Below are 22698 nucleotides of genomic sequence, written 5' to 3' on the forward strand. Positions count from 1 at the left end.
GTGCGGGGCGTCCGCCGGTTCACGCGTTGGCGTGCGTCGACCCCGTCGGCTCCGTGGTGGTCCCGGGAGCGGTCGCGGCGTCGCCCCCTGCCCCGGCCGCCTTGCCGGGGCCCCGGGTGAGGCGGCGGGCGAGCGGCTCGGTGAAGCGGGCGGTGAGCGGGCCGAGTACGACGAGGATGAGCACGTAGGCCGTCGCCAGCGGGCCGAGGCGGGGCTCGACGCCCACCGCGAGCCCGGCGATGACGATCGAGAACTCGCCCCGCGCCACCAGCGTGCCGCCCGCCCGCCAGCGGCCCGAGCCCCGCAGCCCGGCGCGGTGCGCGGCGTACCAGCCGGTGGCGATCTTGGTCAGGGCGGTGACGACGGCGAGGATCAGGGCCGGGACGAGGACCGGCGGGATGTCGGCGGGGTTGGTGGACAGGCCGAAGAAGACGAAGAAGACGGCCGCGAACAGGTCGCGCAGCGGGGTCAGGAGGCTGCTGGCGCCCTCGGCGACCTCGCCGGACAGGGCGATGCCGACGAGGAACGCGCCGACCGCCGCGGAGACCTGGAGTTCCTGGGCGAGACCCGCCACGACGAGGGTGAGGCCGAGCACCACCAGCAGGAGCGTCTCCGCGCTGTCGGAGGAGACCGCGCGGCTGATCAGCCGCCCGTGGCGCAGCGCGAGGTAGAGGACGGCGCCGACGGTGCCCAGGGAGATCAGCAGGGTGACGGCGCCGCCGGCCAGGCTCACCCCGGCCAGCAGCGCGGTGAGGATCGGCAGGTAGACGGCCATCGCGAGATCCTCGATGACGAGGACGCCGAGGATGACCGGTGTCTCGCGGTTGCCGAGCCGGCCCAGGTCGCCGAGGACCTTGGCGATCACTCCGGAGGAGGAGATCCAGGTGACGCCCGCGAGCGCGACGGCGGCCACCGGGCCCCAGCCGAGGATCAGTGCCGCCACGGCGCCGGGGACGGCGTTCAGCACGAAGTCGACGGCGCCGGAGGGGTATTGGGTCTTGAGGTTGGTGACCAGTTCGGAGGCGCTGTACTCCAGGCCGAGCAGGAGCAGCAGCAGGATGACGCCGATCTCCGCGCCCGTCGCGGTGAACTCCTCGCTGGCCTGGAGAGGCAGGATGCCGCCGTGGCCGAAGGCGAGCCCGGCCAGCAGGTAGAGGGGGATGGGCGAGAAGCCCACGCGGCCGGCGATGCGACCGAGGAGTCCGAGAGCGAGGATGATCGCTCCGAGTTCGATGAGCACGGCGGTCGTGTTGTGCACGGGGCGTCTGTCCTCCGGGGGTCGGGCGGCGGGGCGCGGGTGCGGGCGCCGGGGGGCGCCTTCCCGGCGTTACGGGGTGCCGCTGCGCCCACCCGTGCCACCCCAGCGGCACGACTGCCCGCAGCTACGGGACGGCCGGCGACTGCCCGCAGCTATGCGGAATCGCGACAGCCTGTCGTGAGGAGGGACGCGTCAGAATTCGGGAACGCTGTCTCGGGCCGTGTTGTCGATGCGTGCGGTGTGGACGGCGCCGACGGCCGGGGTCGCTCGGTGCAGCTGATGCATCTGGCGTACCCCCGTCTTCTCGAACCGTCTTCTCGAATCCGTCGTTTCGACCTGCCGCACGGTCACGGCTCGGTAAAGAAGTTTACCGCATCACTTATTGCGCATTGTGCTGCTTTTCGGGGTGAACCGGGAGCAATGACTCCGACTCCGGAGTGCCGTACTCCCCCAGCCAGCGGGCCAGTTTGCCGCGGCGGCCGACCGCGCGCAGCCGGCGTTCGGCGGTCTCGCGGACCCGGGGCGTGGTGATGAGCAGCAGTTCGTCGCCGGCGCGCAGCACGGTGTCGCGGTCGGGCACGAGGCTCGTGCCGTCGCGGACGATCAGGGTCACCGCCGTCGGGTGCGGCAGGCGAAGTTCGAAGACGGTGACGCCGTGCAGCCGCGAGCCCGGCGGAACGGACACGGTGAGCAGGTCGGCGTCCAGCAGGTCGAGGGGCGCCGTCTCGACCTGGATCTCGCGCAGCGCGTCCGGACGGGTCACGCCCGTCCACCGGGCGACGGCGGGCAGCGTGGGCCCCTGGAGCAGCGTGAACAGGACGACGAGGACGAACACGATGTTCAGGGCGTCGCGCGCGCCGCTCACCCCGGCCACGACCGGGAACGTCGTGAGCACGATGGGGACCGCGCCGCGCAGCCCGGCCCAGGAGATGAAGGCCTGCTCGCGCCAGGGCACGCGGAAGGGCAGCAGGCAGAGCAGGACGGAGACGGGCCGGGCGACCAGGAGCAGGACCAGGCCGACGACCAGGGCCGGGAGGATCGCGGAGGGCAGTTCGGAGGGGTCGACGAGCAGGCCGAGCATGACGAACAGGCCGATCTGGGCCAGCCAGCCGACGCCCTCGGCGAAGGAGCGGGTGGCCGCGCGGTGGGGCAGCTTGGCGTTGCCGAGGACGAGCCCGGAGAGGTAGGCGGCGATGATGCCGCTGGCGCCGAGCGCCCCGGCGGCGGCGAAGGCGATGACGCCGAAGCCGACCGTCGCCAGCGGGTACAGGCCGGTCGCGGGCAGGGCGATGTGCCGCAGTGCCGCGGCGCCGAGGCGGCCGATCACCACGCCCAGGACGCCGCCGACCACAAGCTGGAAGAGCAGGTTGCCCACGACCGGGAGCGGTCCCGGCAGGTCGGCGGTGGTGGAGAAGAGCAGGACCAGGATGATGGTCGGCGCGTCGTTGAAGCCGGACTCGGCCTCCACCAGCACGCTCACTTTGCGCGGCAGCGGCAGGGCGCGCAGTACGGCGAAGACGGCGGCGGCGTCGGTGGAGGAGACGATCGCGCCGATCAGCAGGGCCAGGCGCCAGTCGATCCCCAGCAGCCAGTGCGCGCCCGCCGCAGTCACCACGACGGAGATCGCCACGCCCACGGTGGCCAGGACGCCGGCCGGGGCGAGCAGGCGCCGCACGTCGCTCCACCGGGTGGTCAGACCGCCCTCGACCAGGATGAGCGCGAGGGCGGCGGCACCCAGCGCCTGGGCCAGCTGGGCGTCGTCGAAGCGCAGGCCGAGACCGTCCTCGCCGGCGACGAGGCCGACGCACAGGAACAGCAGCAGGCTGGGCAGGCCGATGCGGTGGGCGGCGCGGGCGGCGGCGATGCTGGCCAGCAGCACCGTGCCGCCGATCAGCAGCATCACGTACAGCTCGGACAGGGTCATCGAGCGGACTCCGGGCCGTGGGCTCCGACGCCCGGGGGACGCGGGTCCGGGGGGCGCGGGTCCGGGGGACGCCGGCCCGGGGGAGGGTCGGCATCGGCCGGGCCGCGTCCGCCGGGGTCAGGACCCGGAGGGCGGGCACCGGGCCGGGCGTTCGCGCCGGTGCGGGTCGAAGAGTTCACCGGCGACGCCGGCGAAGACCAGCCCGGCGGCGATGAGCAGCCCGTGGGCGAGGAAGACGCCGGTGGCCAGCGCGCCGAGCGCGACGGCGAGCAGCAGCCAGGCCCGGCGGTAGCGGTACTCGCGCGGGCGGCGGGGGCGGCCGTCGGCGAAGGCCCGGACGAACCCGGGGTCCTCGCGGTGCAGCCGGGACTCGATCTCGGTGAGTCTGCGGTCGTCGGACAGGGGCATGAGGTCCTCCTCCCGCCGCGGGGCCCTGCGGGGGCGACGCGGTCAGCGGGGCGGGCCATGTGCTCTCCTTGCGGTGCGGGTCGTCCCGATCACACCAGAACGAGGCCGCCGGGTAAGGGGAGTGGTCTCCAGACTCGCCCGTACAGGGCCGTCCGGTCCATACGGGACGGCACCCAGATACCGGGGCGTGCGACCTGTAGGGACGCGGGAGCCCCGCGGGTGGCCGCCGGGAGTGGTCGCGGCGCAACCTGGGAGAGGATCTGCCTGTCCTGCGCGCTCGCGGGGGGCGACCGGGAAGGACCCAGCTCATGATCATTTTTGGCACCAAGGGATACCTCTACCAGCTCGCGATACTGACACTGGTGTGCGGCCGGTGCGGCAACCCCTCCGCGCACACCCTCAGGAAGCGCGTCACGAAGTTCACGCTGTTCTTCGTGCCGCTGTTCCCCTTCTCCACGAAGTACGCGACGCAGTGCACCTTCTGCGGCGCCGAGCAGCAGGTGACCAGGGAAGAGGCGGAGCAGCTCCAGGCGCAGGAGGCCGCCGGCCAGGGCGGATACCCGGGGCCTGGCGGTCAGACCCACGGGCAGGCGGGGCAGCAGCCGTACGGGCGGCCGTGAGGGCCTGACGCCTCCGGCGCCCCGCCGCCCTCCGCCGCCTCCGCCGAGGCACCGCACCGACGGGGGCGGCGGAGATTAGCGGCTGCCCCCTGCCTTCCGCGTTGCCGGTTTCCGGCAGTGTTGACTACCCTCACGTTGCCGGACACCGCGCAGCGGGCGTGGCCGGCAGGGGAGGCACGGGGTGACGGACCTGGGGACGGACCAGCGCGAGACGTACCTGACCGGGTATGCCGAGATCCTGGCGGGGGCCGCCGACACGGGGCGCAGGCTGACCCGCGACGAGCTGGAGGAGCGGCGGCTCTTCGGTGAGCAGGCCGCGGAGGCGGGACACAGCCTGCGCAGCCTCGTGCGGCTGCACCTGGACGCCACGCGCACGTCCTGGCCCGGCGGCGGATCGACGGGGGCGGGTTCCGACGTCACCGGCAGCGTGCTCGCCGCCGTCGCGCAGGCCGTGGACGCCTTCGCCGAGGGATACGAACGCGCACAGCGGCTCGCGGTGCGCCAGGAAGAGGCCGCGCGGCGGGAGTTCATCGACGACCTGCTCTACGGGCGCAGCGACCTGGGCCGCCTCGCCGAACGCGCCGAACGGTTCGGGCTCGTCCTCTCCCGCGCCCACGCCGTCGCGGTGGCCGAGGGCCCGGACGCGTACGACGACACCGCGCCGGTCACCCGGGTCGTGGAGAGCGCGCTCATCGCCCGCTTCGGCGACCGGCGCGTCCTGATCACCACCAAGAACGGACAGCTGATCTGCATCGCCCCCGGCGACCAGGACGACGTCCTGTCCTTCTTCGCCAAGCAGGCCTACGCCGCCACGGACGGCAGCCGGGTCGCCATCGGGCGCCCCCAGAGCGGCGCGGGCGGCGTGGTGCACAGCTACGAGGAGGCGCTCAGCACCCTCGAACTCGCCGACCGGCTGGGCCTCGAGGAACCCGTGGTCCGCGCTGCCGACATGCTGGTCTACCCGGTCCTCGCCCGGGACCGGCAGGCGATGGCCGACCTGGTGCTCAGTGTGCTGGGTCCGCTGCGCGAGGCCCGCGGCGGTGCCGAGCCGCTGCTGCGCACCCTGGAGGTGTACTTCGACGCGGGCTGCACCGCGGCCGAGGCCGCCCGGCGGCTCGCGCTCAGCGTGCGGGCGCTCACCTACCGGCTGGACCGCATCCACCAGCTGACCGGGGCGGACGCCTCCGAACCGGTGCACCGCTACACGTTGCAGACCGCGGTCATCGGGGCCCGGCTGCTGGGGTGGCCCGCGCAGGAGGTCTAGGGACGCCTCTCGAATCCGGGAATCCGCCCCGCTCCCGCCCGAAGACCAGCGACAGGGCGGGCAGCACGCCCCCCATGTCACCCCCATGACACCCGGTCGGGAAGACCGGGCCGTGCGTGACGTCCCCCGTCCCGCCCGCCGCTGAGCTTCGGTGAGACGCATCGTCACACGTGGCGTGACAGGCTGTCATTGCCGGGCTCCGGCAACCTTCCCGCGTCTTCGGTGCCGCCCTCGATCAGTTCCCGCGCCCCTGGAACCGCACCCGGTGCCTGTACTGTCCTTCCTCAAATGGGGACTCATACGGGGAGCGTTCCGAACCAGGTTCCGCAGGGCGACGGATACGCGCACATGGTGGTGTGCGGCGACGACGGGCTGGCACACCGGCTGGCCGCCGAACTGCGCGGCGTCTACCGCGAACAGGTCACACTCGTCGTCCCGCCCTCCGGGCACCGGGTGCGCCAGCCCGTGGTCGGACGGGCCCGCGCGGCCTCGGCGGCGCTGCTCGACATGGTCAACGCGGCCGTCAACCGGTCGGGCAACGGCGACCAGGGCGGCACCGGCCGCGAACTGGAGGCCACCGAGCCGACCGAGGACGTGCTCGCGGACGCCGGTGTCGAACGGGCCACCGCGCTGGCCCTCGTGTACGACGACGACGAGACCAACATCCGCGCCGCCCTGACCGCGCGCCGGCTCAACCCGCGTCTGCGCCTGGTCCTGCGCCTGTACAACCGGCGCCTGGGCCAGCACATCGAGGAACTCCTCGACCAGAGCGCCGCGTTGGCGACCGGCGGCGGTCCCGGCTCCGGATCCGGGTCCACGACCGTGCTGTCCGACGCCGACACCGCCGCGCCCGCGCTGGCGGCCACCGCCCTTGTCGGCACCAGCAAGATCGTCGAGGCGGACGGCATCCTGCTGCGCGCCGTCGAACGGAACCCGCCCCGCCCCGGCGAGGTGGCCGACCCGGGGCTGTGCACCCTCGCGCTGCTCTCCGCGACGAGCAACGACCCCGCCGGCGCGGACGGTTCGGAGGACAGCGGCGAACACGGGCCGCAACTGCTGCCCGACGCGGCGGCGGTGGAGGCGGCCACCGGACGCGGGACCGTGGCGCTGGAGCAGGTGTCCTACTCCGGGCCGCCGCTGCCCGCCGGGCGGGCCGGTGTGCCCGCCTTCGGCGAGCTGTTCTCACGCCGGCTGCGGTGGTCGCTGGCCGGGCTGGCGGCGTGCGTGGTCGCGCTCGCCGTGGCGCTGATGGTGGTCACCGGCGACCATCCGCTGCACGCCACGTACGTGACCCTGCTCGATCTGTTCTCCATCAACGAACCCGCGCACAACGACGACATCGGGCGCCAGATCCTGCAACTCCTCTCCGGATTCGTCGGACTGCTGTTGCTGCCCGTCCTGCTGGCGGCCGTGCTGGAGGCCCTCGGCACCTTCCGCACCGCGTCGTCCCTGCGCAAGCCGCCGCGCGGGCTCGGCGGGCACGTCGTCCTGCTGGGTCTCGGCAAGATCGGCACGCGGGTGCTGACCCGGTTGCGGGAGATGGACATCCCCGTGGTGTGCGTCGAGGCCGACCCCGAGGCGCGCGGCATGGCGACGGCGCGACGGCTGCGGGTGCCGGTGGTCCTCGGGGACGTCACCCAGGAGGGCGTCCTGGAGGCCGCCAAGATCCACCGGGCACACTCGCTGCTCGCCCTCACCAGCGTGGACACGACGAACCTGGAGGCGGTGCTGTACGCCCGGTCCGTGCGGTCGCGGGTGCGGGTGGTACTGCGGCTGTACGACGACGACTTCGCGACCGCCGCGTACCGCACCCTGCGTGCCGCGCACCCCTCCGCGCTCACCCGGAGCCGGAGCGTGACGCATCTGGCGGCGCCGTCCTTCGCCGGGGCGATGATGGGGCGGCAGATCCTGGGGGCGATCCCCGTCGAGCGGCGGGTGCTGTTGTTCGCGGCGGTGGAGGTCGCGGGGCATCCGCAGCTGGAGGGGAAGACGGTGGGGGAGGCGTTCCGGGCGGGGGCGTGGCGGGTGCTGGCGCTCGAGGTCTCCGACGGTGAGCGGGGGGAGGGCGCTGTCCAGCAGGGGGTGCGGGAATCTCGGTTGGTGTGGGAGCTGCCCGACACGTATGTCCTGCGGGGCTCGGATCGGGTGGTGTTGGCGGCGACGCGGAGGGGGTTGGCGGAGTTGCTGGGGCGGCGGGCCCGGCGGGGAGTGGACGTGTAGGGGCGCCGCCCCTACGACCCCGCCAGGGGGCGCCGCCCCCTGGACCCCCGGCCTATGCCCACCCACCACCCGACTCGGTCGGACAAGAGGATCCCCACGGAGACCGACTCGGCCGGGCAGGAAGCCGCCGCGGAGACGAGGTCGGCCGGGCGGGGCTCGCCCGGCCGGGAAGCCACCCCGATGACCCGGACGGCCCGGCCGAGAAGCCGCCGCGGAGACGTGCTCGGTCGGGCCGGGAAGCCGCCGCGGAGACGTGCTCGGCCGGGCGGGGCTCGGCCGGCCGAGGAGCCAGTCCGGAGGTCCGGTCGGGGGGAGCGGGGTGGGTGGGCGGGGAAGTTACGGCTTTGGCAAGTGTCTTGCTGCGAAGTCGAGTTCCAGGGCCACCTGCTTGATGCGTTCGTCGACCACCAGGGAGCCGTGGCCCGCGTCGTAGCGGTAGACCTCGTGGACGGCGCCCCTGGACTCCAGGCGCTCGACGTAGTTCTCGACCTGGCGGATCGGGCAGCGCGGGTCGTTGACGCCCGCCGAGATGTACACCGGGGCCTTGACGTCGTCGACGTAGGTCAGCGGGGAGGACGCCTCGAAGCGCTCGGGGACCTCCTCGGGGGTGCCGCCCAGCAGGGTGCGGTCGAGGGCCTTCAGGCCCTCCATCTCGTCGTGGTACGCGGTGACGTAGTCGGCCACCGGCACGGCAGCGATGCCCAGGGTCCAGGCCTCGGGCTGGGTGCCGACGCCGAGGAGGGTGAGGTAGCCGCCCCAGGAACCGCCGGTGAGGATCAGGCGCTCGGGATCCGCGAGGCCCGAGGTCACCGCCCATTCCCGCACCGCCGCGACGTCCTCCAGCTCGATGAGGCCCACCCGGTGCTTGAGGGCGTCGGTCCACGCGCGGCCGTACCCGGTGGAGCCCCGGTAGTTGACGCGGACCACCGCGTACCCGTGGTCGACCCAGGCGGCCGGGCCGGCGGCGAAGGCGTCGCTGTCGTGCCAGGTCGGGCCGCCGTGGATGTCGAAGACCGTCGGGAGCGGGCCGGTGGCGCCGGCGGGCTTCTGGACCAGGGCGTGGATGCGGCCGCCGGGGCCCTCCACCCACACGTCCTCCACCGGGACCGAGCGGGGCGACTTCGGGCCGGGCGGGTCCAGGACGACGCGGCCGGTGGTGGAGCGGACGGCCGACGGCTCGGCGGCCGAGGACCACAGGTACTCCACGCTGCCGTCGGGGCGTGCCGTCGCCCCGGAGACGGTGCCCGCGGGGGTGTCGATCTCCGTCAGCCCGCGCTCGGCGAAGTCGTAGCGGAACAGCTCGCTGCGGGCCTCGAAGCCGTGCACGATCAGCAGGGAGGAGCCGTCCGGATACCACTCCGCGCTGACGTCACCGGGCAGCTCCAGGGCGAGGTCGGTCTGCTCGCCCGTCGCCACGTCCCACACCAGGGGCTCCCAGCGGCCCCGGCGCTGGTGGCCGATGAGCAGGCGGGTGTCGCCGTCGACCGGTGCGAAGCCCAGGACCTCCAGGCCCAGCTCCTTCTCTCCGCCCTCGGTGTCGTCCAGCTCGGCGACCTTGCTGCCGTCGGGGCGCAGGACGCGCAGCGCCGAGTGCATGGCGTCGCCGTGTTCGGTGTGCTCGATCGCGATGAGGGAGCCGTCGTGGGAAAGATCGCCGACGCCCGCGGACTCGCGGTGCCGGTAGATCTCCGACGGGGGTCCGCCCGCGTACGCGAGGTGGATCGTCGTACCGTCCTCGTCCGTCGAGCGGCCGACCACCGCCGTGCGCCCGTCCCGGCCGAGGGCCAGGCCCGCCGGGTAGGAGGGGTCCAGGCCCGGCACGGCGGGCTCGTCCTCGCCGCCCGCGAAGGGCTGGCGGCGCCAGACGCCGAACTCGTCGCCGTCCTTGTCGTCGAACCACCAGATCCAGTCGCCGTCGGGCGCGAGCACCCCGTCCGTCGTGCCGTTGGGCCGGTCCGTGACCTGGCGCTGCTGCCCGCTCGAGCGGTCCCAGGCGTACAGCTCGTACGTCCCCGTCGCGTTCGACACGAACAGTGAGCGGTCCGGCGCGTCCTCGGCCCAGTCGGGCAGCGACACCCGCGGCGCCCGGAACCGCTTCTGCCAGTCGGGCACCTGCTCGCCCTGCGTCGGCCGCCCGTCCACGGCCCGCCCGTCCCTGTCCACGTCCGCGGCCGCTTCCCTGTCCGGCGGAACGGACCCGTTGCTCTCAGTCATGGCCCCATACTGCCCCGACCGGGCGACAACGCGCAGAAGGGATCCCCAGCCTGTGGACAACCTCCCCGGGCCCGTTCCCTCTCCCCCACGTTTTCCACAGCCCCGCGGCGGGGTCCTGCGGGCGCGCACCGTACCGTGGAGGGCGTGTACCGGTTTCTGCTGACGCCCCGATGGTGGGGGATCAACGTCTTCGTCGTCCTGGCCATCCCCTTCTGCATCTTCATGGGTTCCTGGCAGCTCGGCCGGTTCGAGGACCGGGTGCAGGACCACGAGACCGCCTCCACGCAGCACGAGTCGGCCCGCCGGGAGGCGGCGCGCCCGTTGAGCGAGCTGCTGCCCGTGGACAAGGCGACGGTCGGCAAGCAGACCACCGTCACCGGCCGGTACGAGGACCAGCTGCTGGTCCCGGAGCGGGAGCTGGACGACCGGAAGGGCTTCTACGTCCTCACCCTCCTGCGCACCGACGGCGGCGAGGCCCTGCCCGTCGTGCGCGGCTGGCTGCCCGGCGAGCCCGACCCGGCCAGGGCCCCGGCACCGCCCACCGGCGAGGTCACCGTCACCGGGGCGCTCCAGGCCGCCGAGTCCCCCGGCGCGAACGGCGTCAGCGGCCGCTCCGGGTGGCCCGAGGGGCAGACCGGCGCGATCAGCGCGGCCACGCTGCTCAACCTCGTGCCGTACGACGTGTACGACGCGTGGGTCACGCTGAACGAGGGCGATTCCGGGATGCGGGCCGTGCCCGTGAGCGCGCCGCAGGGCACGGGTCTCGACCTGAAGGCCTTCCAGAACCTGGGCTACACCGCCGAGTGGTTCGCCTTCGTCGGCTTCGTGATCTTCATGTGGTTCCGGCTGCTGCGCCGCGAGGTCGAACTCGCCCGGGACGCGGAGCTGGGCCTGAACCCGGAGGACGACGAGGGCAGCGGGAGTGGCGGCGGCAGCAGCGAGAACAGTGGGGCTGGGGCGGCCGAGGAAGCCGGCACGGGCGCGGACAAGGCCGAGGAGACCAAGACGGGGCTCATCTCCTGAGCCCCGTGGGGGCCTTACGCCCCCGGGTCCGCCAGCAGTCCCGTCCAGTACACGGTCCCCACGCACGCGTTGGTCACCGTGGCCGTCGCCGAGCCGGAGCCGCCCTCGGGGCTGTACGTCACCGACACGCTTCCCTCGGCCGGGCCGTCCTCGGTGACCAGCTGGGCCGTGGGGCCTGCCTCTCCGCCGCCGGCCGCGGAGTTGCCGCCCGAGGCGGTCGTGTCCCCGGAGGGCGAGGGATCGGGCGAGGGCCCGCCCGTGCCGCCCCCCGTGGGTCCTCCGGTGGTGGGACAGGTCTCCGAGGGCACCCAGGCGAACCGCACCTCGTACGCCGCCCCCGGCGCCAGGGTCAGCGAGGGCGCCTCCAGCGACGGGTCGGGCAGTCCGGCCGCGGCGTCCCCGGCGGCGTGCCGGGCGGTGCCGACCCGGCCGGCGTCCGCGGCGCCCAGCGAGGTGGTGACCACGCTGCCGGGACCGGTGACGGTGCAGCCGCCCGGGGAGACGTTGGTGACCCGGAAGGAGCCGTAGACCACGCCCGTGGAGTCGGGGGCCGCGCTGCTCGCGACGGACGGGCCGAGGGAGCCCGGCGCACAGGCGGGGACGTCGGCGGGGCTGCTGGCGCTGGGGGCGTCCGTGGGGGACGAGCCCTTCGAGGGGTCGCTCTCCTTGCCGCCGGGCGTCTGCTTGGGGTCGGCCTTGTCCTTGCCCTTGTCGGTGTCCCCGGAACCGGCGATGCCGCTCTGGCCGCCGGCCGGGTCCTTGCCCTGGGAGGCGCCGCCCTGGGCCTGTGAGGCGTTGCCCGCGACGGACGGGTCGGCACCCGCTCCGGTGGAGTTGGAGACGTGTACGAGGGCCGGGACCGCCGTGCCGAGGAAGAGGGCGGCGGCCGCCGCGCCGACGAAGGCCTGGCGCTTGCGGGCCCGCCGGGCGGGCACGGCCCGCCGCAGGTGCTCCAGGGTGCCGTCGCTCGGCTCCATCTCCCCGACCGCCCGCTGCATCATCGCGCGCAGCGCGGCCTCGTCGGTGGCCGGACCGTCGGTCCCCGGAGCGTCGGGGCCCTGCTCGGCGGGGCCGTGGTTCACAGTTCCGTTCCCAGGGTGCGTGTGCGTGTGCTGCTCTCGCCCGCCGTCCGGTGCGGCGGGCGCGTCGTGCCCCTCACGGGCGTCCGGTCGCGCGTCATGCCCCTCGCGCCCCTCACGGGCGTCCGGTCGCGCGTCGTTGCCGTCGCTCATGCCGGAGCCTCCATGGCCACCCTGAGCGCCGCGATCCCGCGGGAACCGTACGCCTTGACCGAGCCCAGGGATATGCCGAGCGTCTCGGCGACCTGCGACTCCGTCATGTCGGCGAAGTAGCGCAGGACCAGCACCTCGCGCTGCCTGCGCTGCAAGCCCTTCATCGCCTTGATCAGGGAGTCCCGCTCCAACTGGTCGTAGGCGCCCTCCTCCGCGCTCGCCATGTCGGGCATGGGCTTGGAGAGGAGCTTGAGACCGAGGATGCGGCGGCGCAGCGCCGAGCGCGAGAGGTTCACGACGGTCTGACGCAGGTACGCCAGGGTCTTCTCCGGGTCGCGGACGCGTTTGCGGGCCGAGTGGACACGGATGAAGGCCTCCTGGACCACGTCCTCGCAGGAGGCCGTGTCGTCGAGGAGGAGGGCGGCGAGTCCGAGCAGCGAGCGGTAGTGCGCCCGGTAGGTCTCGGTGAGGTGGTCGACGGTGGTCCCCGCCGCCACTTCCTCGGCGCCGTCGCGCTGGTTCGATATGCGGGCCGGCCGCGCTGCGGGCATGGGCGCGATCACCGGCATGCCACCGGCCGGACCGGCCACGCGGGGACGGACGGACCGGGCGGGCGGGACGGGCGGGCGCAATGCCGCCCCCCGTGCTCCTGCGGTGAATTCGAGAACCTCTGCCACGCCAGTTGGACACGTCCACCCCCGTGAGGGTTGTACGTGCCGGACGTCACGTTCCGGCGTCCGCCGGACCACCGCCCGAAGAGTCCGGAAAGTCCGTACGGTCCAGACCGTCTCCCGGGCAGCCAGCCGCCTGACGGTGCGTCATAGGCCCTCATCGTCCGCTCTTCCCCTATGTCCCGTGTGCACGGGCGTCCCCACGCCCGTCCTCGGCGTCCCCACGCCGACCCACGCGTCCCCGCGCCCCGAATGGGTGACCGCAAAGACGCTCCCCGCCACTCGCACGGTTGCGGAGGGCGGGGAGGAAATCCTCTGACGGCACGGGTGCCCGGTACAAGTAGTCCGGACCAACTTCCGGATCACATCTCGTCCATGGATCCTACAAATGAAATCCATGGCAGCCAGGGCTTTTGCCCCACCGATCCGCCTCTGACCGATGGTCAGCCGAACTCGGCCGCCACCAGTTCCGCGATCTGGGCGGTGTTCAGCGCGGCGCCCTTGCGGAGGTTGTCCCCGCACACGAAGAGTTCGAGCGCGGTCGGGTCGTCCAGGGCCCGGCGCACCCGGCCGACCCAGGTCGGGTCGGTGCCGACCGCGTCGGCGGGCGTGGGGAACTCCCCGGCGGCCGGGTTGTCGAACAGGACGACGCCGGGTGCGGTGGCCAGGATCTCCCGGGCCCCCTCGACGCTGACCTCGCCCTCGAAACGGGCGTGCACGGTCAGTGAGTGCGTGGTCACCACCGGGACCCGTACGCAGGTCACGGCGACCGGCAGCCGGGGCAGCCCGAGGATCTTGCGGGACTCGTCCCGCACCTTCATCTCCTCCGACGACCAGCCGTCCTCCCGCAGCGATCCGGCCCACGGCACGACGTTCAGCGCGACCGGCTCCGGGAACGGGCCGGTGTCGTCGCCGACGGCCCGCCGTACGTCACCGGGGTGGGTCCCCAGCTCGGTGCCGGCCACCAGCGACAGCTGCCGGCGCAGCGTGTCCACGCCGTCCCGCCCGGCGCCGCTGACCGCCTGGTACGAGGAGACCACCAGTTCGCGCAGCCCGAACTCGGCGTGCAGCGCGCCCAGCGCCACGATCATGGACAGCGTCGTGCAGTTCGGGTTGGCGACGATCCCGCGCGGCCGCATCCGCACCGCGTGCGGATTGACCTCGGGCACGACGAGCGGCACGTCCGGGTCCATCCGGAACGCGCCGGAGTTGTCGACCACCACCACGCCCTTGGCGGCGGCGAGGGGCGCCCACTGCGCGGAGACCTCGTCGGGCACGTCGAACATGGCGACGTCGACCCCGTCGAAGGCCTCCTCGGCGAGCGCCACCACCTCGACCTCCTCCCCCCGTACGGCCAGCTTGCGGCCGGCCGAGCGCGGGGAGGCGATCAGGCGGATGTCGCCCCAGACGTCCGCGTGCTGGGACAGGATCTGGAGCATGACCGAGCCGACGGCACCGGTCGCGCCCACGACGGCGAGCGTGGGCCTGCCGGTGCGGCCGTCCCGGCCGCTGTCCTGCATGCCGGACATCAGCGTCCGGTGCCCCCGTAGACGACGGCCTCGTCGCTGTCGGAGTCCAGCCCGAAGGCGGTGTGCACGGCGCGCACGGCCTCGTTCACGTCGTCCTTGCGGGTGACGACCGAGATGCGGATCTCGGAGGTCGAGATGAGCTCGATGTTCACCCCGGCGTCGGAGAGCGCGGTGAAGAAGTCGGCGGTGACGCCCGGGTTGCTCTTCATACCGGCGCCGACCAGGGAGATCTTGCCGATCTGGTCGTCGTAGCGCAGCGAGGCGAAGCCGATGCCCGGCCGGTTCCGCTCCAGCGCGTCGATGGCCTTGCGGCCCTCGGTCTTGGGCAGCGTGAACGAGATGTCCGTCAGGCCCGTGGAGGCGGCGGACACGTTCTGCACGACCATGTCGATGTTGACCTGGGCGTCGGCGATGGTGCGGAAGATCGCGGCCGCCTCGCCCGGCTTGTCGGGCACCCCGACAACCGTGACCTTGGCCTCGGAGGTGTCGTGCGCGACTCCGGAGATGAGGGCCTGCTCCACGTGCTTTTCCCCTTGCTTGATCGGCTCGCTGCTGACCCACGTGCCCTGCAGTCCGCTGAAGCTGGACCGCACGTGGATCGGGATGTTGTACCGGCGGGCGTACTCCACGCAACGGTGGAGCAGCACCTTGGAGCCGGAGGCAGCGAGCTCCAGCATGTCCTCGAAGGAGATCCAGTCGATCTTCTTCGCCTTCGGCACCACGCGCGGGTCGGCGGTGAACACGCCGTCGACGTCCGTGTAGATCTCGCAGACGTCCGCGTCGAGCGCGGCGGCGAGGGCCACGGCCGTGGTGTCGGAACCGCCGCGGCCCAGCGTGGTGATGTCCTTGCTGTCCTGGCTGACGCCCTGGAAGCCGGCCACGATGGCGACGTTGCCCTCGTCCACCGAGGTCTTGATGCGCCCCGGCGTCACGTCGATGATCCGGGCCTTGTTGTGGACCGAGTCGGTGATGACTCCGGCCTGGCTGCCGGTGAACGACTGGGCCTCGTGGCCCAGGTTTTTGATCGCCATGGCCAGCAGCGCCATGGAGATACGCTCTCCGGCGGTCAGCAGCATGTCGAGTTCACGCCCGGCAGGGATCGGGGAAACCTGCTCGGCGAGATCGATCAGCTCGTCCGTCGTGTCGCCCATCGCGGAAACAACGGCGACCACCTGGTTGCCGTTCTTCTTCGCTTCCACGATCCGCTTGGCGACGCGCTTGATGCCTTCGGCATCGGCTACGGAGGAGCCTCCGTACTTCTGCACGACAAGGCCCACGTGCGCTCCTCGCTCAATCCGTCTCTTTCCGCACGTACGTGTATGTACTGCGGTCGGCTCATTTTACCGAGCGTCCGGGTTTCGCCCCTGCGGTATCGCATGGTGAGACCCGGGTACTCGCTCAGGCTGGCTCATGCCCAGGGGGACGCGGGTCACTCGGGAAAGTGCGGTGTGTCACACGTTCACAAGGTCATCGGGCCACAACCTCGCCGGTCGGTGGGGAGTCTGATCCTCCGCCGGCGCGTGGTGCGCCGCACCTGGGGAGGATCACCGCCTTGTCACACGCACGCCCGGTGCGCGGACGGCTCGCCGTCGCCGCCGCCGTTCTCGCCGCCGCCGTCGGCGCCGCCGGCCTTCCGGCACTTCCGGCCGTAGCCGCCCCACCGGCCCAGCAGGCGGCCGCGACCGCCGCGACCGCCTTCCCGGTCCACCACAAGATCGTGGCAGTCACCGCATCGGGCTACCTGACCTGGGACAGCACCAAGAACGACCGGGCCTGGGTGCGGGCCTCGGACGGCGCCGTGACCGACCTGGCCGACAGCCTGCCCATGCAGGCCACCGGATACGGCGACCTGGTGGCCGTGCAGTCGCGCCGCGACACGGCGGAGCTGCGGGACGTGGCCACCGGCCGCAAGATCTTCGACGTCTTCGTCCAGCCGGCCGCCGGTCTCGACTACGCGGGTGCGGCGGGCCAGGCACTTTTCAGCACGGACAGCAGCTCACCCGCGGGCGCCGACCTGTTCATGCACACCAAGGGCTCCGGAAGGTCCCCGGTGACCGGCCTTCCGGCCGACGCCACCAACCGCAGGGTCTCGTCCGGCACCGCCGCTCACGGCCTGATCACCTACACCAGCGGCGGCAGGAAGTACTGGGGACTGATCGACCTCGCCACCGGCGCCGTGACGGAGACCGGCCTGCGGGACGAGCCGACCGGCAACGGTGACATCGCCGTCTCCCGGGACTACGTCGCCTGGGTCGAGTACGGCACGGAGCGGACCGGCATCATGGTCCGCACACGCGCCACGGGCGGGACGCAGCGGATCAAACTGCCCGCCTCGACGGCCCGTGACATCCAGGTCGGTCTCCAGGGCGACCACGTGGTGCACGGCGACCCCGGCGGCCTGACCGACGCCTACGAGAGCACCCTGCACGACCTGACCGCCCGCGACCTGAAGACCGGGGTCGCCACCAAGCTGCTGGACCACCTCACGTCCGCCGCCGTCTCCCCCGACGGTGTCCTCTACGCACGCGGCGGCACCGTCGCCGAGGGCGAGGGCGTCTACCGCATCACCGCCGACGCCGACGGCACCCCGACCGCGGCCATGGTCGCGAGCACCGGCGAACCGACCAGCCTCGCCCTCGTCGGCCACAACGTCCCCGAGGTGATCCACCTCGACCGCGACGGCGGCCGGGCCAAGCTGCGCTGGACGCTGTCGCGGGACAACGCGGAACTGTGGGTGACACTGCGTCACAAGCGCAGCGGGAAGCTCACCCAGGCGGTCTTCTACGGGCCCGAGTCGACGGGCTTCACCTTCGACTGGCTGGGCGACGTCGACCACGCGACGGCCGACGCGCCCAACGGCGACTACACGTGGGAGATCTCGGCCCGCCCGCGCAACGGCATCGGCCCGACCCTGAGCGCGTCCGGCACCTTCAAGGTCGTACGCGCCTCCGCGCCGCACGACTACACGGACAACGGCAGCCCGGACCTCCTGGCCCGCGACGCGTCGGGCCGCCTGTGGCGCACCGACTCCTACTTCGCCCCGCTGGACAGGCAACTGACCCGGACGACGGAGGAGAAGCTCGTCGGCGGCGGCTGGAACACCTACGACCGGATCGAAGCGGGCGGCAACCTGGGCGGCGCCGCGCACGGAGACCTGGTCGCGCGCGACAAGGCGGGCGTCCTCTGGCTCTACCTGAGCAAGGGCGACGGCACCTTCGCCACCCGCAGCCGCATCGGCGGCGGCTGGGGCGTCTACGACAGGATCGCCGCGGGCAGCGACCTCACCAACGACGGCAGGGCCGACCTCCTCGCCACCGACAAGAGCGGCGTCCTGTGGCTGTACAAGGGCACCGGCGACTGGCGGGCCCCCTTCGCCAAGCGCACCCGGGTCGGCGGCGGCTGGGGCGTCTACAACGACCTGATCGCCACGGGCGACATCGGCGGCGCCGCGACGGGCGACCTGATCGCCCGCGACCGGGCCGGCGTCCTGTGGCTCTACCTCGGCAAGGGCGACGGCACCTTCGCGCCCCGCACCCGGATCGGCGGCGGTTGGAACGCCTACCAGTACATCGTCGGCATCGGCGACGCCGACCACGACGGACACCCCGACCTGTACGCCTACGGTCCCGAGTACACGTACTACTACCCCGGCACCGGCAACTGGCGCGCGCCCTTCGGCAGCCGGAAGGGCGACACCGTCCTCGACACGTACCCGGACCACACGGCGGTGCTCTGACCGGCGGCGGGCAACCGGCCCGGGCGCTGCCTTCCGCACGTGCCCGGGCGGCGGCCGCCCCACCGGCCGCGGACCCGACGGCCCTCCGGTGAGGCGGCATCGTCAGTCCGCCGGGCGGAGCAGTCCCATGCCTACGGCCCGTTGGGGGTCGGACCAGATGCCCATCGCCGTGTTCATGTGGAGGAAGCCGAGCCCGCGGTAGAAGGGCTCGGTTCCGGGGGCGGCGTAGAGGATGATCTTCTTGTGGCCCTCCGCCAGCTCCACGAGCCGGCGGACGATGTCCGAACCGAGGCCCCGCCCCTGGTGCTCGGGATGGACGGCCACGTCGGCGATGCAGGCGCAGTCGACCCCGTCGGCCAGTGCGCGCCCCGCGCCGACGAGGACGTCGCCGGCGTGGACGAAGCACATGTAGCGGCTGTTGCCGAACACGGTGGCGAGTGCCTCGGGAGGCTTGTTGCCCAAGGGGGCCAGCAGGTACAGCCGGGACAGCTCGTCGAGGTCCACCTCGTCGAGGCGATGGGTCCAGGTGTGGTTCTCCGACGTCATGTCTTCCTCACCTTCTTCCTCCTGGCCTTCCTCCGCCTACCCGACGGTGGGGGCGAGGTCGTCCTCGGGCGCGTCGGCCCGGGTCTTCGCCGCCCGGCCGGTGGCGAGCCGGAGCAGCAGCGACGCCGCGGCCAGGGCCATGCCGAACCACAGGACGCTCGTGACGCCGACGTGGTCGACGAGCAGACCGCCGAAGAGCGCGCCGAGCGCGATGCACGTGTTGTAGGCCATGGTGTTGAGCGACATGGCGGCTTCGAAGGCGTCGGGCGCGGAGGCGAGCGTCATGTTGATCTGCGACAGCTGCACGGCTCCGAAGGAGAGCCCCCACAGGACCAGCGCGACGACGGCGCCGAGTTCCCCGTTCCCGACGAAGCGCAGCAGCAACAGGGCCGCCAGGAGCCCTGCGAGACCGACGACGAAGGTGCCGCGCAGGCTCTTGTTCACCGTGTGTCCGGCGACGAAGTTCCCGACCGCGCCGCCGACGCCGAAGATGATCAGAACGGTGGTGATGAAGCCGGACGAGGCGTCCGCGGTGTCCTCCAGGTAGGGGCGCACGAACGTGTAGGCGCCGAAGTGCCCGAGCACGAAGAAGACGACCACGAGCAGCACCGTGCGCAGTTGCCCGTTCCCGACCGGCAGTTGGAAGACCTCGCGGACGGAGACCGCGTTCCGCGACGGCATCGACGGGACCAGGGCCGCGACGGCGACGAGGACCAGGACACTGAGCCCGGCCCAGATGCCGAAGGTGGTCCGCCAGTCGGTCTGTGCCTCGATGACGGTGCCGAGAGGGATGCCCACGACCGTGGCTATGGAGATGCCGGACATCACCACCGCGGCGGCCCGGTTCGCGTGCCGTTCGGGCACGATCCGCATGGCCATGCTCACGCCGATGGCCCAGAAGACCCCGCTGGCGAAGCCCATGAGGAGCCGGGTGCCGAGGATCAGCGGGTAGTTCGGTGAGACGGCGGTGACGAGGTTGCCCAGCGTGAGCACCGCGAGCAGCGTGGTCAGCAGCGGGCGCCGGTCGACACGTCTGGTCCAGGCGACGATGAACGGTACGCCGAGGCCGGCCGCGACACCCTGGGCGGTGACCATGAGACCGGCGGTGCCGACGGACACGTGCAGGCTCTCGCTCAGCGGGGTGAGCAGGCCCACGGGCATCAACTCGGTGGTCAGGAAGACGAAGAGACTGGCCGTGATGGCGGCGACGCCCAGCCATCCCTTCAAGGACGAGGTCGAGGTCTCTGGTACGTGTGCGGACATGTCAATGAAGTCTGCTCATGGCCGATCCATGAGTCCAACACATGCTTGTCACCTCATTTATCTTGGATCAAGATAAACAGCCATGGAGCTCCAGCAGATGCGCTACGTGCTCGCGGTCGCCGAGACCATGAGCTTCACCCGGGCCGCCGAGCGGTGTCACGTCGTGCAGTCCGCCCTCAGCCACCAGGTCGCACGGCTGGAGCAGGAGCTGGGTGCCAGGCTCTTCGAGCGCACCACCCGCCGGGTGCGGCTGACTCCGGCCGGGGAGGCGTTCCTCCCGGCCGCCCGGCAGTGCCTGGCCGCCGCCGAACGCGCGGCCGACGAGGTGGCCGCCGCCGTCGGCGAGGTCCGCGGGCAGCTCCGCGTTGGCGTGATCTCGTCCGTCGCCGCCGTCGACGTCCCGCGCGCCCTGCGCGACTTCCGCGAGCGGTATCCGAAGGTGCGCGTCAGCCTGCGCGTGAGCCCCAGTGAGGAACTCGTCGAGCGGGTCAAGGAGGGGGACGTCCAGGTCGCCTTCCTCGGGCTGCCGACCACCGCGCGCCCTCAAGGGGTCGAGGCGCACGTCGTCGGCCGTGACCGGCTCGTCGCCGTGGTCTCCCCCGATCACCCCCTCGCCGGCGGGGGGCCGGTCGATCTGCGGCGGCTCGCCGAGGAGACGTTCGTGGACCTGCCGGCGAAGACCGCCGGCCGCGCCCAGTCCGACCTGGCCTTCTCCGCCGCCGGCCTCACCCGTGACGTCGCCTTCGAGGTGACGAACACGCACTTCCTGGCACGGCTGGTCGGACAGGGCCTCGGCGTCGCGATGCTGCCCTCCGCCTACGTGCCCCAGCTCAGCGGGGTGACCACGATTCAGGTCACCGACGCACCGGCCCGCGTCGAGTACGTCGTCTGGCCGCCCGGCAGCCGCACGCCCGCTGCGACCGCGTTCCTCCGCCTGCTCGGCGTACCGGAAACCCCGGAAACCCCGGAGGGCGCCGCTACTTGACCGGGCGCAGCCCCAGCGGTCCCGCGATCTCCTGGACCATGACGCGGCCGGCCTCCGACTCCAGGGCGTCGTCGCCGAGGTCCTGGTCGGTGTCGAGGCCGTCCAGCTCCTCCAGGGGCTGGTTCAGGCGGACGTGGGCGACGACCGACTGGAGGGCACGCAGGGTCGCGGAGGCGGTGGAGCCCCAGTTGGAGAAGTAGGAGAACTGCCACCACCACAGCGCCTCCGTGGTGCGGCCGGCCTTGTAGTGGACCATGCCGTGGCGCAGGTCGGTGATGACGTCGGTGAGGTCGTCGGAGATACGGGCCGGGACCGGGGCCTTGCGCGGCTCGTAGGGGTCGAAGACCTCGGAGTAGACGTCGATCGGGTCGAGGATGCGGGCCAGGTTCTCGCGGAGCAGGTCCACGTCCTGCTCCGGACCCGGGTCGGGCTCGTAGCGCTCGTCGGGGACGATGTCCTCGTGGGCGCCCAGGCGGCCGCCGGCCAGCATCAGCTGGGAGACCTCCAGGAGGAGGAAGGGGACGGCCGAGTCCGGCTCGTCGCCCTTGGCGACCTCGGTGACGGCCACCAGGAAGCTCTCGATCTGGTCGGCGATCTGGACCGCGAAGTCGTCCGGATTCTGGTCGGTCGCGTGCAGCGTGGCGTCAGACATCTAGGAGTCGTCTCCCCTCGAAGGCGCGGCCGAGGGTCACCTCGTCCGCATACTCCAGGTCGCCGCCCACCGGGAGGCCGCTGGCCAGGCGGGTGACCTTGAGGCCCATGGGCTTGATCATGCGGGCGAGGTACGTGGCCGTGGCCTCGCCCTCCAGATTCGGGTCCGTGGCCAGGATCAGCTCCGTGACCGTGCCGTCCGCCAGGCGGGCCAGCAGCTCACGGATGCGGAGGTCGTCCGGGCCGACCCCGTCGATCGGGCTGATCGCGCCGCCGAGCACGTGATAGCGCCCGCGGAACTCACGGGTGCGCTCGATGGCGACGACGTCCTTCGGCTCCTCCACCACGCAGATGACGGAAGGGTCGCGCCGGGTGTCCCGGCAGATGTTGCACTGCTCCTCCTGCGCTACGTTTCCGCAGGTCGCACAGAAGCGGACCTTGGCCTTCACTTCCATGAGGGCCTGGGCGAGCCGCCGTACGTCGGTCGGCTCGGCCTGGAGGATGTGGAAGGCGATCCGCTGCGCGCTCTTGGGACCGACGCCGGGCAGCCGCCCGAGTTCGTCGATGAGGTCCTGGACCACGCCTTCGTACAACGGACTGCCGTCCTTCCTGAGGTTCGTGCACTACGTACGGTAGATGGCTTCGGCCGGTCTGAGAAAGGCGAACCGGGGAGACGGTTCAGAACGGCAGGCCGGGGATACCGCTGCCGCCACCGCCAAGACCCTGGGCGAGGGGGCCGAGCTTCTGCTGCTGGAGGTTCTGCGCGTTCTCGTTGGCCGCCTGGACGGCCGCGACGATCAGGTCGGCGAGGGTCTCGGTGTCCTCGGGGTCCACCGCCTTCGGGTCGATTTTCAGACCGCGCAGCTCGCCGGAGCCGGTGACCGTGGCCTTCACCAGGCCGCCGCCCGCCTGGCCGTCGACCTCGGTCCGCGCCAGTTCCTCCTGCGCCTTCGCCAGGTCCTCCTGCATCTTCTGGGCCTGCTGGAGCAGCTGCTGCATGTTGGGCTGGCCACCACCGGGGATCACGTTCAGCTCCCATCAAGTCCGGTCACGACGGTTTTGCCGTTCGGCACGAGCCTACGTGGTCCGGGCGGCCCCCGCCCCAGCACTCTTTCGAGTGATGCGGTGGCAGCCCTATACCTGATCAACGCCCT

The 22698-nt window shown here is 72.5% G+C and carries 19 protein-coding genes; 6 read left to right on the forward strand and 13 right to left on the reverse strand.

Features of this window, described 5'->3' with window-relative positions; genetic code table 11:
* Positions 1-19: 19 nt before the first annotated feature.
* The 3 genes from OHA99_RS17125 to OHA99_RS17135 all read right to left on the reverse strand — a co-directional run bounded on the left by OHA99_RS17125 (position 20) and on the right by OHA99_RS17135 (position 3590).
* Positions 20-1258: a cation:proton antiporter gene (locus OHA99_RS17125; protein ID WP_153178712.1), complete on the reverse strand. Its 1239-nt coding sequence runs from the start codon at positions 1256-1258 to the stop codon at positions 20-22.
* 379 nt (positions 1259-1637) lie between these two features.
* The gene (locus tag OHA99_RS17130) at positions 1638-3182 is read right to left on the reverse strand and encodes a potassium/proton antiporter (protein ID WP_345964008.1); all 1545 of its coding nucleotides are present in this window, start codon (positions 3180-3182) and stop codon (positions 1638-1640) included.
* A gap of 117 nt (positions 3183-3299) precedes the next feature.
* Positions 3300-3590, reverse strand: a complete 291-nt coding sequence (locus tag OHA99_RS17135) for a DUF3040 domain-containing protein (RefSeq protein ID WP_007452099.1) — start codon at positions 3588-3590, stop codon at positions 3300-3302.
* A gap of 308 nt (positions 3591-3898) precedes the next feature.
* On the opposite strand from OHA99_RS17135, the gene OHA99_RS17140 reads away from it, so the two are divergent.
* The 3 genes from OHA99_RS17140 (at position 3899) to OHA99_RS17150 (ending at position 7694) form a co-directional block, all read left to right on the forward strand.
* Positions 3899-4210, forward strand: a complete 312-nt coding sequence (locus tag OHA99_RS17140; protein ID WP_153178714.1) for a zinc-ribbon domain-containing protein — start codon at positions 3899-3901, stop codon at positions 4208-4210.
* 181 nt (positions 4211-4391) lie between these two features.
* Complete coding sequence (locus OHA99_RS17145) at positions 4392-5474, forward strand: PucR family transcriptional regulator (RefSeq protein ID WP_405696503.1); 1083 nt, start codon at positions 4392-4394, stop codon at positions 5472-5474.
* A gap of 348 nt (positions 5475-5822) precedes the next feature.
* Positions 5823-7694, forward strand: a complete 1872-nt coding sequence (locus OHA99_RS17150) for an NAD-binding protein (protein WP_164386396.1) — start codon at positions 5823-5825, stop codon at positions 7692-7694.
* A gap of 336 nt (positions 7695-8030) precedes the next feature.
* On the opposite strand, the gene OHA99_RS17155 is transcribed toward OHA99_RS17150, so the two are convergent.
* Entirely contained in the window at positions 8031-9908 is a 1878-nt protein-coding gene (locus OHA99_RS17155) for a prolyl oligopeptidase family serine peptidase (protein WP_405696505.1), read from the reverse strand.
* 144 nt (positions 9909-10052) lie between these two features.
* On the opposite strand from OHA99_RS17155, the gene OHA99_RS17160 reads away from it, so the two are divergent.
* Positions 10053-10931, forward strand: coding sequence for an SURF1 family protein (locus tag OHA99_RS17160; RefSeq protein ID WP_405696507.1), 879 nt, complete (start codon positions 10053-10055; stop codon positions 10929-10931).
* A gap of 14 nt (positions 10932-10945) precedes the next feature.
* Here OHA99_RS17160 and OHA99_RS17165 read toward each other — a convergent pair whose 3' ends face one another.
* The 4 genes from OHA99_RS17165 to OHA99_RS17180 form a co-directional block, all read right to left on the reverse strand.
* Entirely contained in the window at positions 10946-12163 is a 1218-nt protein-coding gene (locus OHA99_RS17165) for a hypothetical protein (protein ID WP_405696509.1), read from the reverse strand.
* Positions 12160-12732 carry a SigE family RNA polymerase sigma factor gene (locus OHA99_RS17170; RefSeq protein WP_007451881.1) on the reverse strand — a complete coding sequence of 191 codons (573 nt, stop codon included), beginning with the start codon at positions 12730-12732 and terminating at the stop codon, positions 12160-12162. Before OHA99_RS17170 ends, OHA99_RS17165 begins: the two co-directional genes overlap by 4 nt.
* Before the next feature lie 545 nt (positions 12733-13277).
* Entirely contained in the window at positions 13278-14363 is a 1086-nt protein-coding gene (locus OHA99_RS17175) for an aspartate-semialdehyde dehydrogenase (RefSeq protein ID WP_153178717.1), read from the reverse strand.
* Positions 14363-15640: an aspartate kinase gene (locus tag OHA99_RS17180; protein ID WP_153178718.1), complete on the reverse strand. Its 1278-nt coding sequence runs from the start codon at positions 15638-15640 to the stop codon at positions 14363-14365. The genes OHA99_RS17175 and OHA99_RS17180 overlap by 1 nt, the downstream gene beginning before the upstream one ends.
* A 275-nt stretch (positions 15641-15915) precedes the next feature.
* On the opposite strand from OHA99_RS17180, the gene OHA99_RS17185 reads away from it, so the two are divergent.
* Positions 15916-18099, forward strand: coding sequence for an FG-GAP repeat domain-containing protein (locus OHA99_RS17185; protein ID WP_405696511.1), 2184 nt, complete (start codon positions 15916-15918; stop codon positions 18097-18099).
* A 102-nt stretch (positions 18100-18201) separates the two neighbouring features.
* Here OHA99_RS17185 and OHA99_RS17190 read toward each other — a convergent pair whose 3' ends face one another.
* Positions 18202-18645, reverse strand: coding sequence for a GNAT family N-acetyltransferase (locus OHA99_RS17190; RefSeq protein WP_405696513.1), 444 nt, complete (start codon positions 18643-18645; stop codon positions 18202-18204).
* A 36-nt stretch (positions 18646-18681) separates the two neighbouring features.
* Complete coding sequence (locus OHA99_RS17195) at positions 18682-19908, reverse strand: MFS transporter (RefSeq protein ID WP_405696515.1); 1227 nt, start codon at positions 19906-19908, stop codon at positions 18682-18684.
* 82 nt (positions 19909-19990) lie between these two features.
* Here OHA99_RS17195 and OHA99_RS17200 point away from each other — a divergent pair, with 82 nt between their 5' ends.
* Positions 19991-20893, forward strand: coding sequence for a LysR family transcriptional regulator (locus OHA99_RS17200; RefSeq protein WP_405696517.1), 903 nt, complete (start codon positions 19991-19993; stop codon positions 20891-20893).
* Here the strand turns inward: OHA99_RS17200 and OHA99_RS17205 are convergent.
* From OHA99_RS17205 to OHA99_RS17215, 3 genes are all read right to left on the reverse strand, one after another.
* Entirely contained in the window at positions 20886-21545 is a 660-nt protein-coding gene (locus OHA99_RS17205; protein WP_007451878.1) for a DUF5063 domain-containing protein, read from the reverse strand. The genes OHA99_RS17200 and OHA99_RS17205 overlap by 8 nt on opposite strands.
* The gene (gene recR / locus OHA99_RS17210; RefSeq protein WP_007451877.1) at positions 21538-22137 is read right to left on the reverse strand and encodes a recombination mediator RecR; all 600 of its coding nucleotides are present in this window, start codon (positions 22135-22137) and stop codon (positions 21538-21540) included. The genes OHA99_RS17205 and recR overlap by 8 nt, the downstream gene beginning before the upstream one ends.
* A gap of 85 nt (positions 22138-22222) precedes the next feature.
* Positions 22223-22570: a YbaB/EbfC family nucleoid-associated protein gene (locus tag OHA99_RS17215; RefSeq protein ID WP_153178723.1), complete on the reverse strand. Its 348-nt coding sequence runs from the start codon at positions 22568-22570 to the stop codon at positions 22223-22225.
* Positions 22571-22698 lie beyond the last annotated feature (128 nt).

It is taken from the genome of Streptomyces coelicoflavus, assembly GCF_045041415.1.
Lineage (GTDB): Bacteria > Actinomycetota > Actinomycetes > Streptomycetales > Streptomycetaceae > Streptomyces > Streptomyces coelicoflavus.